The organism is Variovorax sp. LG9.2 (genome assembly GCF_035018885.1).
In the GTDB taxonomy this organism is placed as follows: Bacteria; Pseudomonadota; Gammaproteobacteria; order Burkholderiales; family Burkholderiaceae_C; genus Variovorax.
Window position 1 is genome coordinate 50941 of sequence record NZ_JASJXB010000011.1, and the last position, 14843, is coordinate 65783.

16 protein-coding genes are annotated in these 14843 nt (G+C 63.7%); 8 read left to right on the forward strand and 8 right to left on the reverse strand.

Annotated elements, in window-relative coordinates; translation table 11 throughout:
* Positions 1-32 precede the first annotated feature (32 nt).
* The 6 genes from QN413_RS13390 to QN413_RS13415 form a co-directional block, all read right to left on the reverse strand.
* Complete coding sequence (locus QN413_RS13390) at positions 33-935, reverse strand: SDR family oxidoreductase (RefSeq protein ID WP_323497107.1); 903 nt, start codon at positions 933-935, stop codon at positions 33-35.
* A gap of 48 nt (positions 936-983) precedes the next feature.
* The gene (locus QN413_RS13395; protein WP_323497203.1) at positions 984-1241 is read right to left on the reverse strand and encodes a hypothetical protein; all 258 of its coding nucleotides are present in this window, start codon (positions 1239-1241) and stop codon (positions 984-986) included.
* 34 nt (positions 1242-1275) lie between these two features.
* Positions 1276-1698 (reverse strand): hypothetical protein, encoded by a 423-nt coding sequence (locus QN413_RS13400; protein WP_323497108.1) that lies wholly within the window; start codon positions 1696-1698, stop codon positions 1276-1278.
* A gap of 116 nt (positions 1699-1814) precedes the next feature.
* Positions 1815-2021: a hypothetical protein gene (locus tag QN413_RS13405; protein ID WP_323497109.1), complete on the reverse strand. Its 207-nt coding sequence runs from the start codon at positions 2019-2021 to the stop codon at positions 1815-1817.
* Positions 2022-2116: 95 nt separating this feature from the next.
* Complete coding sequence (locus tag QN413_RS13410; RefSeq protein ID WP_323497110.1) at positions 2117-2722, reverse strand: hypothetical protein; 606 nt, start codon at positions 2720-2722, stop codon at positions 2117-2119.
* Positions 2723-2795: 73 nt separating this feature from the next.
* Positions 2796-3596, reverse strand: a complete 801-nt coding sequence (locus QN413_RS13415; protein ID WP_323497111.1) for a Crp/Fnr family transcriptional regulator — start codon at positions 3594-3596, stop codon at positions 2796-2798.
* A 141-nt stretch (positions 3597-3737) separates the two neighbouring features.
* Here QN413_RS13415 and QN413_RS13420 point away from each other — a divergent pair, with 141 nt between their 5' ends.
* From QN413_RS13420 to QN413_RS13450, 7 genes are all read left to right on the forward strand, one after another.
* The gene (locus tag QN413_RS13420) at positions 3738-5702 is read left to right on the forward strand and encodes an AMP-dependent synthetase/ligase (RefSeq protein ID WP_323497112.1); all 1965 of its coding nucleotides are present in this window, start codon (positions 3738-3740) and stop codon (positions 5700-5702) included.
* Complete coding sequence (locus QN413_RS13425) at positions 5699-6523, forward strand: ABC transporter ATP-binding protein (RefSeq protein WP_187054133.1); 825 nt, start codon at positions 5699-5701, stop codon at positions 6521-6523. The genes QN413_RS13420 and QN413_RS13425 overlap by 4 nt, the downstream gene beginning before the upstream one ends.
* A 1-nt stretch (position 6524) precedes the next feature.
* On the forward strand, positions 6525-7454 hold the full coding sequence (locus QN413_RS13430; RefSeq protein ID WP_323497113.1) for a branched-chain amino acid ABC transporter permease: 930 nt from the start codon (positions 6525-6527) through the stop codon (positions 7452-7454).
* Positions 7455-7467: 13 nt separating this feature from the next.
* Positions 7468-8532, forward strand: coding sequence for a branched-chain amino acid ABC transporter permease (locus QN413_RS13435; protein WP_187054131.1), 1065 nt, complete (start codon positions 7468-7470; stop codon positions 8530-8532).
* A gap of 81 nt (positions 8533-8613) precedes the next feature.
* Complete coding sequence (locus QN413_RS13440) at positions 8614-9933, forward strand: ABC transporter substrate-binding protein (protein WP_416352182.1); 1320 nt, start codon at positions 8614-8616, stop codon at positions 9931-9933.
* A 47-nt stretch (positions 9934-9980) separates the two neighbouring features.
* Positions 9981-10817 carry an ABC transporter ATP-binding protein gene (locus QN413_RS13445; RefSeq protein ID WP_323497114.1) on the forward strand — a complete coding sequence of 279 codons (837 nt, stop codon included), beginning with the start codon at positions 9981-9983 and terminating at the stop codon, positions 10815-10817.
* Positions 10814-12064: a phenylacetate--CoA ligase family protein gene (locus QN413_RS13450; protein WP_323497115.1), complete on the forward strand. Its 1251-nt coding sequence runs from the start codon at positions 10814-10816 to the stop codon at positions 12062-12064. The genes QN413_RS13445 and QN413_RS13450 overlap by 4 nt, the downstream gene beginning before the upstream one ends.
* A gap of 23 nt (positions 12065-12087) precedes the next feature.
* On the opposite strand, the gene QN413_RS13455 is transcribed toward QN413_RS13450, so the two are convergent.
* Complete coding sequence (locus tag QN413_RS13455; RefSeq protein WP_323497116.1) at positions 12088-13185, reverse strand: NAD(P)/FAD-dependent oxidoreductase; 1098 nt, start codon at positions 13183-13185, stop codon at positions 12088-12090.
* A gap of 30 nt (positions 13186-13215) precedes the next feature.
* Positions 13216-13707, reverse strand: a complete 492-nt coding sequence (locus QN413_RS13460) for a DUF393 domain-containing protein (protein ID WP_323497117.1) — start codon at positions 13705-13707, stop codon at positions 13216-13218.
* A 165-nt stretch (positions 13708-13872) separates the two neighbouring features.
* Between QN413_RS13460 and QN413_RS13465 the strand changes: the two genes are divergently transcribed.
* A complete protein-coding gene (locus QN413_RS13465; protein WP_323497118.1) occupies positions 13873-14823 on the forward strand; it encodes a MerR family transcriptional regulator in 951 nt (316 codons plus the stop codon).
* Positions 14824-14843 lie beyond the last annotated feature (20 nt).

The following is a 14843-nucleotide window of genomic DNA, read 5'->3' on the forward strand; positions in this document are numbered from 1 at the left end:
GGAGGATGGCGCCGCGCGGCGCAGCCAGCTCCTCAGCGCTGCAACTTGTCCTTGGCGTTCTGTTCTTCGATGCGCTCGCGGGCCGCGATCCAGTCGGCATCGCTCCACTGACGCAGCTCGTAGAAGTTGCCGCCGGTGGCCGCGGCCTGGCCACCGTCCATCATGATCGACTGGCCGGTGAGCCAGTCGCATTGGCCCGGCGCCATCAGGAAGGCTGCGAGGTTTTGCAGCTCGCTCATTTCGCCGACGCGCGCCATCGGGTTGCTGGCCTTGGAGCGCTCACCCGGCTCTTCGCCGGGATTGAGGCGCTTGCTCATGCCCTCGGTCGGGATCTCGCCCGGGCCGACGGCGTTGAGTCGAATGCCGTAGCGCGCCCATTCGATCGCCAGCGATTTGGTCATGACCTCGATGCCGGCCTTGCTCATGGCCGAAGGCACGACATACGGGCCGCCGTTGTCGACCCAGGTGACGATGATGCTCATCACGCTGCGGTACGGGCTGCCCTTTTTCCACTCGCCGGACTTGGCCTGTGCGACCCACCGCTTGCCGACGGCTTGCGTCACGTAGAAGCTGCCATGGAACACGATGTTGGCGACGGCGTCGAAGGCGCGTGGCGACAGGCTTTCGGTCGGGGCGACGAAGTTGCCGGCGGCGTTGTTGACCAGGCCTGTGAGGCCGCCGCTTTCGAACAGGCTTTCGACCATTTCATCGACCGCCTGCGCATTGCGGATGTCGACGCCGAAGGTGTCGATGCGCCGCTCCGGAAAATCCTTGCGCCATTGGGCCGCTGTTTCTTCGAGCACCGACTGACGCCGGCCGCAGATGGCGACATCGGCGCCGAGCGCCAAAAACTTTTCGGACATCGACTTGCCGAGGCCGGTGCCACCCCCGGTGACGAGGATGCGCTGGCCGGTCATGAGAGCGGTCTGGAACATGGTGTTGTCTCCTTCGTTGTAAATCTTGTTTCGGTCGCCGTGAAGCGCTCAGTCGGGCACGAACTTGCTCTTGAACTTGACCTCGTCGGCAACGTCTTCGAGCGTAACGAGCTGGCCCATCTTGTTGTCGACCAGGCGGCAGGCCGCGAAGAGGCTGTAGCGGCCTTTCAGGTAGTAGCTTTCCATGTCGATCAGCATGTACGGATACGGCAGGAAAACCTGGTGCTCGAACACGACGCGATGCACGTTCCGCGGTGAAGGGAACAGCTTGTATTCGTCGGTGACGAGGGATTTGGCGGTGGCGATGACGGCTCCAGAAGCGTAAGCGGGATCAGCGTTGTCAGGATGGGCGGAATTGTTTGCGAAGAAACGCGCGATGGCGACCGATGTGCGCCAGCTGCGCTTCGGCGATGGTGCCGCCGAGGTCGACTTCGTCGCCGTTGAGCACCTCGTTGGCATAGGCCATCGCGCGAGCGACGACATCTTCTTCGGTGACGCCCTGGTCGACTGCCAGATCGAGCGCGACGCGCTTCATGGCGCGTTGCGAGAGCACCCACTGGGCGGCAAAAGCATCCCAGGCAGCAGCCGCTTCCTTGAACTTGTCGCGCTCGGCGAGGATCTGGTCGAGCGGCTTGGCGAGCAGTTCGTTCAGCGTTTGGAGCTGCTCGGACATCACCTCGATTTGCGCATTGGCGGCGAGCAAGGCATCGCCCGCGCCTTCGAGTTTGACGGCACCGGATGACGGCTTGTCGGAAGAGGACATGAAAGTAAGTGGGGGCGCAAAGACTGAAAAGTGGGTGCGACCTCGTTTTGCGGATCGCTTGAGGAGCGATTGTCGCGCGCAGCCCGACGGGCCGCAGCATCGAAAGCGACTTGGCGCTAGAGGCCCGCCATGAAAGTCGTCGGCCCGGCGATTTGCGTGTCGACGTCCTCCGGACGACCCGCCATCACGTTCTTGCTAGCGCTCGAAAACCAGATCACGCAAAACACCAGCGCCACGCAGCCGATGAGCGCGAGGAAGCCGAGCCAGTAGACGAGCGCCAGGGTCACCAGCGGCGTGATCAGGAGTGCAGCGGTTCTGAGCATGGCGCCATCATCGCGCGACTCATCGGAAACGTTGCGTGACAAAGTCGACGCGACGGTGAAATTCGACGCCCAGCCGACGGCCGGTCAAGCGCCCGTCAGCCGCCGACAAGCGCCTGGTAAGCCTTGCGCGTGGCTGGCGCGACCGAATCGAGCGCCAGCGCATACGAGGTCTGGTGCCGTGCCAGCAACCGCGCCGAGGCCACCGACTTCGAGCGGCAGAACCAGTGGCAGGTGTGCTGCATCAAGAACAGTTCCGCCGACATCGTGAACGCCTTGCGCTTGGGCGTCTGGCCGAGCGCGTTGCTGGCGGCGTCGGCAATGCCGTGCGCGTGAATGGCAAAGGCCTTGCGCGCATCGAAGGTCGCGTTGGGGAAAAGCCGGTCGGCCAATGGCAGCGCGAGCGGCAGCTTGCTCGTACGTGTTTGCGCCTCGTCGATGCGCCCGAAGCCGGCGGCAAAGCGGCCGAACTGATCGGCCAGCGCGGCCTCGGCTGTGTTCAACATGCTCCAGATCTGATCGCGACGCTCGGCATCGTCTTCAGCGAGGCATCGCATGTAGCCCTCGGTCAGGTTCTCCATCAGCTTTTCGATCTGGTACTTGCCGAGCTGGCCGCCCAGGAGGGCGATGCGGCGGGCCTGCTCTTTCGATTTGAGGACCCAGGCGGTGACGGCGATCAGGATCACCAGAACAAGAATTTCCATGAGGGCAGCGGGCAAAAAGCGAAGACGCGCAAGGCGGGATTGCAGTGTAGTGAGCGTGGACTGACGACGGGTATCAGCGGGCTTTAGGCGGCATCGGGTGAATCGCATGGGTCGGACTGACCGGCTTTGCCGTCTTCATTGGCCCGCGCGTCCCCGGCAGGCCACCCGCGCGCAACGCAATCAGATCGGTCACCCGCACACCGCCGTACTCGACCCGAATGGCGCCCTGCCCTTCCAGCGTTCGCAGCGCCTCGTTCACCCGCTGGCGCGACAGGCCGATCAGGTACGCCAGCTCTTGTTGCGTGATGCGCAGCAGCTCGCCGACACCCGGGAACAGCACGGGGTTGAACAGCGCCGCCAGGTTGCGGGCGACGCGGGCGTCGGGGTTGTTCAGGCGGTCGGCTTCGCGCGCGGCGATGAACTGGGCGAGCCGCTCGTTGAGCTGGTTCATCACGAAGCGGTTGAAGCCGATCGAGTGGTCGAGAAGCCAGTGGAACTCGTCGATCGGCAGGCCGGCCACCAGGCTGCGCCGCAGTGCCTGGATGTTGTAGCGATAGGGCTCGCGCTTCATCACCGTGCCTTCGCCGAACCAGCCGCCGGGCGGCAGGCCGCTGTAGGTCATCGAGGTGCCGTCGGCGTTGTCGTTGCTCATCTTGAGCAGGCCTTCGACCACGCCGAACCAGTAGGTCGGCGAGCGGCCGACGCGACAGACCAGCTCGCCGGCATCGGCATCGCCGACCACCACGGCGGCTTCGGCGCGCTTACGCTCGGCTGGCGTGAGCGTGTGGAGCCAGGGAATGTTGTCGAGCTCGTGCGGGTGCGCGGCGCGTACCGTGTCGCGAATCGAGCCGCCACTGGCGGTGTTGCCGATCATGGGCTTGGCTTCATCGGGAAAGTCCGGGGAGTACTGTCCCTTAGATTGTCGTTGTAACGACAAGCCGGCGTCAAAGTGGCGCCTACGATCCGGCCCACTGTGCCGACCCTTTCACCCGATTCGCTGCTCGCTCCGGCGTCCATGCCGCCGACCTTCCCCCGCCTGTTGCTGGCGCATGCGCAAGCACGTCCCGACGCGCCGGCTGTGCGCGAGAAAGACCTCGGTATCTGGCAGACGTGGAACTGGCGGGAGACTGCGCAGGAGGTGCGCGAAATCGCCTGCGGACTCGTGAGCCTCGGCTTCAAGACCTTGGACAACCTCGCTATCGTCGGCGCGAATCGGCCGCACCTGTACATGGCGGTCGTCGCGGCGCAGAGCCTGCGTGGCGTGCCGGTGCCGCTCTACCAGGACGCGGTCGCGACCGAGATGGTCTTCATGCTGGAAGACGCATCGATCGAGTTCGTCATCGCCGAAGACCAGGAGCAGGTCGACAAGCTGCTCGAGTGCCGCGAGATCCAGCAAGGCAAGCTGGCCGCGCAAACCGACCTGCCGCAGATTCGCCACATCATCTACGACGACCCCAAAGGCCTGCGTCACTACGACCAGCCGGGGCTGATCGGCTACGAGCAACTGCGCGAATTGGGCCGTGCTTTCGACACGGCGCATCCGGGATTTTTCGACGCCGCGGTGGCGAGTGGCAATGCCGACGATGTCGGCGTGATCCTCTACACCTCGGGCACCACTGGACGGCCCAAGGGCGTGTGCCAGACGCATGCGAGCTTCATCGCCGCAGGTCAGGGCGGCGTGGTGAGCGACAAACTTGGTCCCGGCGACAACATCATGAGTTACCTGCCGATGGCGTGGGTCGGTGACCATCTTTTTTCGGTGGCGCAATGGCTGGTCGGCGGCTTCACGCTGAACTGCCCCGAGTCAGCGGCCACGGTGATGAACGACATGCGCGAGATCGGGCCGAGCTATTACTTCGGCCCGCCGCGCACCTTCGAAGGCTTGCTCACCGCCGTGTCGATCCGCATGGAAGACGCGGCCGCGCCCAAGCGATGGCTGTATGCCAAGTTCATGGCGCTGGCGCAACGCGTCGGTGCCGACATCCTCAACGGCGCGCCGGTCAGTGCAACGGACCGCGCGCTGTACGCGGTCGGTAACCTGATGGTCTACGGGCCGCTGCGCAACGTGCTGGGAATGAGCCGCATCCGTGTGGCGTACACCGCGGGCGCCGCGATCGGCCCCGACCTGTTTCGTTTCTATCGCTCGATCGGCGTCAACTTGAAGCAGTTCTACGGCCAGACCGAAACCTGCGCGTACGTTTGCATGCAGCAGGACGGCAAGGTCAAGCTGCAAACCGTCGGCACCGCAGCGCCGGGGATGGAGCTGCGCATTGCCGACAACGGCGAAGTGCTGGTGCGCGGCGTGTCGGTACTGCAGGGCTACTACAAGCGGCCCGACGCGACAGCCGAAGTGCTCGATGCCGACGGCTACTTTCACACCGGCGATGCCGGCGTGCTCGACAGCGAAGGCCACCTGCGCATCATCGATCGCGCCAAGGATGTGGGTCGCATGGCCGGTGGCGCGATGTTCGCGCCCAACTACATCGAGAACAAGCTCAAGTTCTTTCCGCAGATCAAGGAAGCGGTGTGCTTCGGCGATGCACGCGAAACGGTGTGTGCGTTCGTCAACATCGACTACGAAGCGGTCGGCAACTGGGCCGAGCGGCGCGGACTGGCGTATGCCGGCTACGTGGACCTGGCCGGCAAGCCCGAAGTGCTGACGCTCATCGCCGGCTGCATCGGCAAGGTCAACGCTGATCTGGCGGGCGAGCCCGGCATGGCCGACACGCAGATCGCGCGCTTCCTGGTGCTGCACAAGGAACTCGACCCCGACGACGACGAGATGACTCGCACCCGAAAGGTGCGGCGCAGCTTCATCGCCGAAAAGTACGCGGTGCTGATCGAGGCGCTCTACACGGGCAAGACAGAGCAGTTCATCGAGACGCAAGTGAAGTTCGAAGACGGCCGCACCGGATCGGTCAGCGCGACGCTGCAGATCGTCGATGCGAAGCGGTTTGCCGAAGTGAAGGCGGCTGCATGAGCGCCGCGCCGGGCCGCCCCGGGCAAGCAAATAGAAAAGTCGGCGAGGTCATCCTCGACGTGCAGAACATCTCGCTCAGCTTCGGTGGCGTGAAGGCGTTGACGGACATCAGCTTCGATGTGCGCGAGCACGAGGTGCGCGCCATCATCGGGCCGAACGGCGCGGGCAAGAGCTCGATGCTCAACTGCATCAACGGCGTGTACCAGCCGCAGCAAGGCTCCATCACCTTTCGCGGCCAGACCTTCACGCACATGAACTCGCGCCAGGTAGCCGAAATGGGCGTGGCGCGCACCTTCCAGAATCTGGCGCTCTTCAAGGGCATGAGCGCGCTCGACAACATCATGACGGGCCGCAACCTGAAGATGAAGAGCAGCCTGCTCGCGCAAGCCTTTCGCAATCCGTTCGGCTGGGGATCGGCCGAACGCGAAGAGCTGGAGCAGCGCGAATTCGTCGAACGCATCATCGACTTCCTGGAGATCCAGCCGTTTCGCAAAACGCCGGTGGGGCAGCTGCCCTACGGCTTGCAGAAGCGCGTCGACCTCGGACGCGCGCTCGCGATGGAGCCGCAGGTGCTGCTGCTCGACGAGCCGATGGCCGGCATGAACGTGGAAGAGAAGCAGGACATGAGTCGCTTCATCCTCGACGTCAATGACGAGTTCGGCACCACCATCGTGCTGATCGAGCACGACATGGGCGTGGTGATGGACATCAGCGACCGCCTGGTGGTGCTCGACTACGGCAAAAAGATCGGCGACGGCACGCCTGACGAAGTGCGCAACAACGAAGACGTGATCCGGGCGTACCTGGGCGTGGAACATTGACATGGGCTTTTTTCTTGAGACCCTGTTCGGCGGCCTGATGGTCGGCATGCTCTACGCCCTGGTCGCGCTGGGCTTCGTACTGATTTTCAAGGCATCGGGCGTCTTCAACTTCGCCCAGGGTGCGATGGTGTTGTTCGCGGCGCTGGCGATGGCGCGGTTCTCCGAATGGTTCCCGCTGTGGTTCGGCTTCAGCAGCCTGGTACTGGCCAACATCCTGGCGTTCATCGCGGCGGCCCTGTGCATGGTCGGCGTCGCCTGGCTGGTCGAGCGCTTCGCGTTGCGGCGCCTTGTCAATCAGGAAGGCATCACGTTGTTGATGGCGACGCTTGGCATCGGCAACGTGCTCGACGGCGCGGGGCAACTCATCTTCGGCAGTGCGGCCTACAAGATCGATGTCGGCATGCCGAAAGATCCGCTGCTGGTACTGGAGAACATCTTTGAAGGCGGCTTGCTGTTGAACAAGGAAGACATGTATTCGGCGGTCGCTGCGGCAACGCTGGTCATCCTGCTCACCCTGTTTTTCCAGAAGACGCGCACCGGTCGCGCGCTGCGCGCCGTGGCCGACGACCATCAGGCGGCACAGTCGATCGGCATTCCGCTCGGGCGCATCTGGGTCATCGTGTGGTCGGTCGGTGGCATCGTGGCGCTGGTGGCGGGCGTGATCTGGGGCAGCAAGCTCGGCGTGCAGTACTCGATCTCGCTGGTCGCGCTGAAGGCGTTTCCGGTGGTGATCCTCGGTGGGCTTACCTCGGTGCCGGGCGCCATCCTGGGCGGACTGATCATTGGCGTCGGCGAGAAGCTGTCCGAGATCTATCTCGGCCCTTACGTGGGCGGCGGCATCGAAAACTGGTTCGCCTATGTGCTTGCGCTCGCAGTTCTGTTGATCCGCCCGCAAGGTCTGTTCGGCGACAAGATCATCGACCGCGTCTGACGAAACCGCCACTATGTTCTACAGAGAAAACGGTCAATTCAAGAGCAGCTACCGGGCCGACCTGGCGCTGTTCCCGATCGCGCAAGACCGCTGGGCGATGCTGGCGCTGGCGGTCATCGCGTTCGTCGTGGTGCCGCTCACGGTGAGCGACTACAGCTTTCGCGCGGTGCTGATCCCTTTTCTGATCCTCGCGCTGGCGGCCATCGGGCTCAACATCCTGGTCGGGTATTGCGGGCAGATCTCGCTCGGCACGGGCGCCTTCATGGCGATTGGCGCGTACGCGGCCTTCAACCTGCAGGCGCGCGTCGAGGGCATGCCGCTGCTGATCGCGATCCTCGGCGGCGGGCTGGCGGCCACGGTGCTGGGCGTTCTTTTCGGCATACCGAGCTTGCGCATCCGCGGGCTGTACCTGGCGGTCGCGACGCTCGCTGCGCAGTTCTTCATCGACTGGTTCACCAACCGGGTGAAGTGGGTCACCAACGACTCGTCTTCCGGCTCGGTCAGCGTGCGTACCTTGCAGATGCTGGGCTTCGAATTCAACACGCCGGTGCAGAAGTATTTGCTGTGCCTCGGCTTCGTCGTGGTGTTCGGCCTGCTCGCCAAGAACCTGGTGCGTGGGGCCATCGGCCGCGAGTGGATGGCGATGCGCGACATGGACGTGGCGGCCGCCGTCATCGGCATTCGACCGGTCTACGCCAAGCTCACTGCCTTTGCAGTCAGCAGCTTCATCGTCGGCGTGGCCGGTGCGCTGTGGGGCTTCGTGCATCTGGGCGCGTGGGAGCCGGCTGCCTTCGGCATCGACAAGTCGTTCCAGCTGCTCTTCATGATCATCATCGGCGGGCTCGGATCGATTGCCGGCGCCTTCTTTGGCGCTGCCTTCATCGTGATGCTGCCGCTGCTTCTGAACTATGTGCCGCACTGGCTCGGCCTGTCGATATCGACCGCCACGGCGTCGCATCTGGAGCACATGATTTTTGGCGCGTTGATCGTCTTCTTCTTGATCGTCGAGCCACACGGACTGGCGCGGCTGTGGTCGACGGCGCGACAGAAGCTGCGGCTGTGGCCCTTCCCGCATTGACCGCACTGAACCCGCTCACTCACCGTTTTCAACGTCGTTCCAACCCTGCACTTTTATGTGCTCAATAAAAGGAGACAAGCCATGAGATTGATGAACTTCGCTCGCACCGCGGCCTTTGCCGCCGCGGCACTGTCGATGGTCGCTGCGACCTCGATTGCCCAGGCGCAGACGGCCGAACAATTCGTGCCGCTGCTGGTGTACCGCACCGGTCAGTTCGCTCCCCTGGGCATCCCGTGGGCCGACGGCAAGCAGGACTACTTGAAGCTCGTCAATGCGCGTGATGGTGGCGTCAACGGCGTCAAGCTGACGTACGAAGAATGCGAGACGGCATACGACGCGGCCAAGGGCGTGGAGTGCTACGAGCGCCTGAAGGGCAAGGGCACCGGCGCCTCGGGCTTCGATCCGCAATCGACCGGCATCACCTTTGCCGTCACCGACAAGGCCTACGCCGACAAAGTGGCGATCGAGACCCCCGGCTACGGCCTGTCGCAGTCGGTCGATGGCACCGTGTTCGAGTGGAACTTTCCGTTGCTCGGCACCTACTGGACTGCTGCCGACGTGATGATCCAGGACATCGCCAAGAAAGAAAAAGGCAACCTCAAGGGCAAGAAGATCGCGCTGGTCTATCACGACTCGCCTTATGGCAAGGAGCCGATCCCGCTGCTGCAAAAGCGCGCTGCGGCCGATGGTTTCGAGCTTTCGCTGTTCCCGGTCACGCCGCCCGGCGTCGAGCAAAAGTCGGTCTGGCTGCAGATTCGCCAGCAGAAGCCCGACTACGTTTTGTTCTGGTCGGCCGGCGTGATGACGCCCGCCGGCATCCGTGAAGCACAGGCTAGCGGCTTCCCGCGCGAGAAGATGTACGCGATCTGGTGGGCCGGCTCCGATCACGACGTGAAGGACATCGGCGCCGGCGCCAAGGGCTACAACGCCATCACCATCCACAACAGCGCAGCCAAGGACAAGGTGCAGGACGACCTCAAGAAGTTCGTCTACGACAAGGGTCAGGGCACCGGTGCGGCCGACGGCGTCGGCACGCTGGCGCACACGCGCGGCATGATGATCTCGATGCTGCAGGTCGAGGCCATTCGCGCCGCGCAAGAGAAGTACGGCAAGGGCAAGTCGCTGACGTCCGAGCAGGTGCGTTGGGGTTATGAAAACCTCGACCTCACGGCCGACAAGCTCAAGGCGCTGGGCTTCGGCGAAATCATGCGGCCGGTCAAGACATCCTGCAGCAACCACATGGGCACCGACTGGGCGCGCATCGTGACGTGGGACGGCAGCAAATGGGAGAACAAGTCCGACTGGTACCAGTCGGACAAGAAGTTCATCGACCCGCTGGTCAAGGAGTTCTCCGAAAAGTACGCCAAGGACAAGAACGTCAAGGCGCGTTCTTGCAGCTGAGGCTGCAAGCTTCCAAGCGACAGCGAACTACCGCGTAAAGAACGCCCATGGAATCTTCAGCCACATCCATTGCATCGACGGCCAGGCCGATGCTCGAAGTCAACGGCATCGAGGTGATCTACAACCACGTGATCCTCGTGCTCAAGGGTGTGTCGCTGAAGGTGCCGGAGGGCGGCATCGTGGCGCTGCTCGGCGGCAACGGCGCGGGCAAGACGACGACCTTGCGGGCGGTGAGCAACCTGCTGCTGGCCGAGCGCGGCGCGGTGACCAAGGGCACGATCGAGCTGCGTGGTGAACGCATCGAAGCGCTGACGCCCTCGGCCCTGGTCAAGCGCGGGCTGGTGCAGGTCATGGAAGGCCGGCACTGCTTCGCGCACCTGACCATCGAAGAGAACCTGATGACGGGCGCCTACACGCGTACCGACGGCAAGGCCGCCATCGCCGAGACGCTGGAGAAGGTATACGCCTACTTTCCGCGCCTGAAAACGCGCCGCACTTCGCAGGCGGCGTACACCTCAGGCGGCGAACAACAGATGTGCGCCATCGGCCGCGCGCTGATGGCAGCACCCAACATGGTGCTGCTCGACGAACCGTCGATGGGCCTTGCGCCGCAGATCGTCGACGAGGTGTTCGGCATCGTCAAAGACCTGAACGAAAAAGAGCGCGTGACCTTTTTACTCGCCGAACAAAACACCAACATGGCACTGCGCTACGCCGACTACGGCTACATCCTGGAAAACGGCCGCATCGTGATGGACGGCGAGGCGAAGAGCCTGCGCGAGAACGAAGACGTCAAGGAGTTCTACCTCGGCGTCGGTGGCGCAGACCGCAAGAGCTTTCGCGACGTGAAGAGCTACAAGCGCAGAAAGCGGTGGTTGGCATGACGACAGATTTTTACGACGCGCTCGAAGTGCGCGACCCGGCCGAACGCGAGCGCGACTTGCTCGCTGCATTGCCCAAACAGATCATGCAGGCGCAGACTGCCGCGCCGGCCTTCGCGAAGATTCTCGATGGCGTGAAGCCGGCCGACATCACGTCGCGCGAAGCGCTGTCCCGGTTGCCGGTCACACGCAAATCGGAACTGCTCGCGCTGCAGAAAGAACGACGCGCGAACGACCCGTTCGGCGGCTTCGCGGCCATCGCGCGTGGCTCGCGCATGCCGCGCGTGTTCGCGAGCCCCGGCACCATCTACGAGCCCGAAGGCGAAGCACGCGACTACTGGCGGACGGCACGCGCGTTGCACGCGGCGGGCTTTCGCAGCGGCGAGCTGGTGCACAACTGCTTTAGCTATCACATGACCCCTGCGGGCTCGATCATGGAAAGCGGCGCGCACGCGATGGGCTGCACGGTGTTTGCCGGCGGCATCGGCCAGACCGAGCAGCAGGTCGACGCCCTGGTCGATCTTCAGGCCGAAGGCTACGTTGGCACGCCGAGCTTCCTGAAGATCATTCTCGAGAAGGCTGCAGAGCTGAAAACGCCGCTCCCCAGACTCAAAAAAGCGCTCGTGTCGGGCGAGGCTTTTCCACGCAGCCTGCGCGACTGGATCGATGCGCACGGAGTGCACGGTACGCAGTGCTACGCAACGGCCGACTTGGGCCTGGTCGCTTACGAGACGAGCGCGCGCGAAGGCCTGGTGCTCGATGAAGGCGTGCTGGTGGAGATCGTGCGGCCCGGCACCGGCGACCCCGTGCCCGATGGCGAGGTCGGCGAGATCGTGGTGACCACCTTCAATCGAGACTACCCGCTGGTGCGCTTCGGCACCGGCGACTTGTCTTCAGTGTTGGCCGGCGATTGCCCCACCGGCCGTACCAACAAACGTATCAAGGGATGGCTCGGCCGCGCCGACCAGACCACCAAAGTGCGCGGCATGTTCGTCCACCCTTCGCAAGTGGCGGACATCGCAAGCCGGTTTCCGGAAGTGCGGCGCGCACGTCTGGTGGTCGAAGGCGAGATGGGCGACGACCGCATGACGCTCAAACTGGAGTGCGACGGCGCACCCGAAGGCCTCGAAGCGCGCGTGGCAGAAACGATTCGCGAAGTCACGAAGCTGCGCGGCGCGGTCGAATGCGTAACGCCGAACAGTCTTCCGAACGATGGCAAGGTGATCGAAGACGCGCGCAGCTACAAGTAAGCCGCGCGCCGCAGCCGGGCGCTTCAATGGATCTCTTGCGCAATCCGGACCCGCGCCATCACTGGCGGGATCTCCTCGACCGCGATCAGTTCCGTGTCGAGGCTGGCAGCCACCGTGTCTGCAAGCTCGTCCCCGGAACGCCAGGCCGCCTCGACCGTGCCTGCGCCGAATGAATCTCCGCAAACGCCCAGGCCGATCACCGGATCCCACCAGCATTCGGAGCGCCCCGACGATGGCTGTCCAAGTGAGGCATACAGCCAGCGATGCACGCCGACATGCTGCCACTCGCGCTGCGAATCCGGAGGCATCAACGCGGTGAGTGCAGCACGCAACATCTGCACGACGGCTTTGGGATCGTCTTCCAGATGCGCCTCGCTCCAGGCGGCCGTGGCGTGGGCTATCCAACTGGCACAGCCGACAGCGCCGTCGCGACCCGGCTTGCGGTCGTTGCGCGTCACCACTGCGAGGGGGCCGTTTTCCGGCTCGGCGGCATCCCAGGGCCAATCGACATCGTCGGTGACGGCCATCAGCGTCCAGCATGGCGTCATGGGAACGGCTGCAAGTGCATCGGCCCAATCGTCCTTGTGTCCCGCCAACAACAGCGCGGCCTGGGCTGGCGGCATGGCCAGCATCACATGGTCGAACAATCCAGCCGACTCGCCGTCCGAAAATACGAGGCGCCAACCATCGACCCCCCGCTGCAGCCTTTGCACTTGTTGGCCCATGCGCATGGGCACGCCGCCGAGCAGGTTTCGGCAGAACGAAGGCATGTCGGGAACCGGCATGACCCGAAGCCGCATCCTCGGCTCGGGGAACGCCGCATACACCCGCTGCTGCCAAAACTCGGCTTGCCCAGCCGCCTCTGCGCGAGCGACGACCGCCCGGAAGCGCGGGCTTTGCGCACTGAACTGTTGCGCTCCATGGTCGAGATCGGTCGACCTCTCGACGCCTAAAGCGTCGGTCCATTGAACGCGTCGGGTGGCCATTCGACCGCCGACGTTGTTCGATTTCTCGAACAGCGTGACGTCGTGCCCGGCACGCAGGAGCGCCGCGGCGCAGGACGTCCCGGCTATTCCCGCCCCAATGACCGCGATGGCGGGACGAATTTTGCGGCTTGACATCGGTTTTTCCTTTTGGAGATGGAAGGTGAATCAGAGACGGCGAACAAGTGCGCCGAAGGCGCCCGAGCCGCTTTGCACCGGACGCGGTTCGCCCGCGTGCTCGTTGGTGGTGTCGACCGGGGCCGCTGAGGTCGCGGGCAATTCGGACGGCGTCTTGCGCCAGAGTGGCCGGACCGCCAGAAAGCCGCGATAAGCGAAATCGAGCACGATGGGCATCGGACCGAACGAAACGATGTGCCCCAGCCACGCTGTGCGGGGCAGTGCTTGCCACAAGACGCCGAAGCCGCGGGCACCGTCCGCGAGCGTTCCGTCGGGCCGGCGCACGTGGAAACGTTTCAAGGCGGCAGCGCGGGTCAGGTCTGGCCCGAGCTCCGCGTCGGCGCAGCTCGAAGCGTCGATCCACTGGCAGGTGTCCGCACCCGGTTGACGGCGGTAATAAGCGATCTCGCTGGAGCAAACCGGACACGCGCCGTCGAAGTACACAACCACTTCATTTTGTGTGACAACGTTCTCTTGAGTCATATTTGCACCTGTTTTGAACACTTCTTGAATCGAATATTAGCCAGATAACCTTGTCACGTACGGTTTATGACACGCTATTTGCACGTATCTTAGAGATTAGCGATTCAAATCCACTTCATTCTTTCGCTATGATGCGTAGGCAATAGCCTCTTCAACTTCCCGACCATGCCGCTCAACACTGACCCCATCGACCCCACGCCAAACGCAAGCCTTCGAAGCGGAACGGCTGCGCGCCTGGCCGGGCTGCCGGTAGCAACACTTCGCGTTTGGGAGCGCCGCTACGACGTGGTGTCAGCATCAAAAACGTCGACCGGGCAGCGCCTTTATTCGAGCCATGACGTGTCACGTCTCAAGTTGCTTCGACAACTCACCCACAACGGGCACGCCATCGGAACGATCGCCAACCTCGAGCTCGCCGCCCTCCAGTCGCTCGGCGAGGGGGTTTCTATCGCCATCTCAGGTGCTCCGGTCGCGATCCGAAGCGTTGTCGTCGTCGGTCGCAGTGCGGCGCACAAACTGGAGTCGGTCATGGGGTACGAGTTGCGGGCGGTTTACGAAGACCTGGAACAGGCCGAGTTGCATCCGACTGCTGAAGGCAGCATCGACGTCTTGCTTGTCCGGCTCGCGTCGCTGCAACCCGCATCGGTCGATCGCGTGCTGGCGCTCGCCAAGTCCCTCAACGCCGGCACGACGGCAGTCCTTTACAACTTCACCGCCGAGGGCACTGTCGAGGCGTTGCGCAAGGTGGGGGTAAGGGTCTGCCGCGAACCTGCCACTGCCCGCGATCTTTCGCAACTGATGCGAAACGAGTCCGACACCGCATTGCCCGTCAACATGGAATGGCACGCTGCACCGCGACGGTTCAGTGACGAAAAACTGACTGAATTTGCCGAGCGCCCTTCGACGATCGCGTGCGAGTGCCTTCGACATGTGGCCGAGATTGCGCTGCAACTCGCGGGATTCGAACGCTACAGCGTGGATTGCGCCTCGTCGAACGCCGCCGACGCTGCATTGCACAAACATCTGACGGCAGTGGCCGGCGCCGCACGCACGTCCTTCGAGCAGGCGCTGCAAAAAGTGCTGGCGCACGAAGCGCGTGGCCGAGCACCAATCTAAGGGCTAGTCGGTATAGGTCA

Excerpts from the sequence above, each read along its gene's own strand:
- QN413_RS13390 (WP_323497107.1), bottom strand. The coding sequence starts at position 935 with ATGTTCCAGACCGCTCTCATGACCGGCCAGCGCATCCTCGTCACCGGG.
- QN413_RS13400 (WP_323497108.1), bottom strand. The coding sequence starts at position 1,698 with ATGTCCTCTTCCGACAAGCCGTCATCCGGTGCCGTCAAACTCGAAGGC.
- QN413_RS13405 (WP_323497109.1), bottom strand. The coding sequence starts at position 2,021 with ATGCTCAGAACCGCTGCACTCCTGATCACGCCGCTGGTGACCCTGGCG.
- QN413_RS13410 (WP_323497110.1), bottom strand. The coding sequence starts at position 2,722 with ATGGAAATTCTTGTTCTGGTGATCCTGATCGCCGTCACCGCCTGGGTC.
- QN413_RS13415 (WP_323497111.1), bottom strand. The coding sequence starts at position 3,596 with ATGATCGGCAACACCGCCAGTGGCGGCTCGATTCGCGACACGGTACGC.
- QN413_RS13420 (WP_323497112.1), top strand. The coding sequence starts at position 3,738 with ATGCCGCCGACCTTCCCCCGCCTGTTGCTGGCGCATGCGCAAGCACGT.
- QN413_RS13425 (WP_187054133.1), top strand. The coding sequence starts at position 5,699 with ATGAGCGCCGCGCCGGGCCGCCCCGGGCAAGCAAATAGAAAAGTCGGC.
- QN413_RS13430 (WP_323497113.1), top strand. The coding sequence starts at position 6,525 with ATGGGCTTTTTTCTTGAGACCCTGTTCGGCGGCCTGATGGTCGGCATG.
- QN413_RS13435 (WP_187054131.1), top strand. The coding sequence starts at position 7,468 with ATGTTCTACAGAGAAAACGGTCAATTCAAGAGCAGCTACCGGGCCGAC.
- QN413_RS13440 (WP_416352182.1), top strand. The coding sequence starts at position 8,614 with ATGAGATTGATGAACTTCGCTCGCACCGCGGCCTTTGCCGCCGCGGCA.
- QN413_RS13445 (WP_323497114.1), top strand. The coding sequence starts at position 9,981 with ATGGAATCTTCAGCCACATCCATTGCATCGACGGCCAGGCCGATGCTC.
- QN413_RS13450 (WP_323497115.1), top strand. The coding sequence starts at position 10,814 with ATGACGACAGATTTTTACGACGCGCTCGAAGTGCGCGACCCGGCCGAA.
- QN413_RS13455 (WP_323497116.1), bottom strand. The coding sequence starts at position 13,185 with ATGTCAAGCCGCAAAATTCGTCCCGCCATCGCGGTCATTGGGGCGGGA.
- QN413_RS13460 (WP_323497117.1), bottom strand. The coding sequence starts at position 13,707 with ATGACTCAAGAGAACGTTGTCACACAAAATGAAGTGGTTGTGTACTTC.
- QN413_RS13465 (WP_323497118.1), top strand. The coding sequence starts at position 13,873 with ATGCCGCTCAACACTGACCCCATCGACCCCACGCCAAACGCAAGCCTT.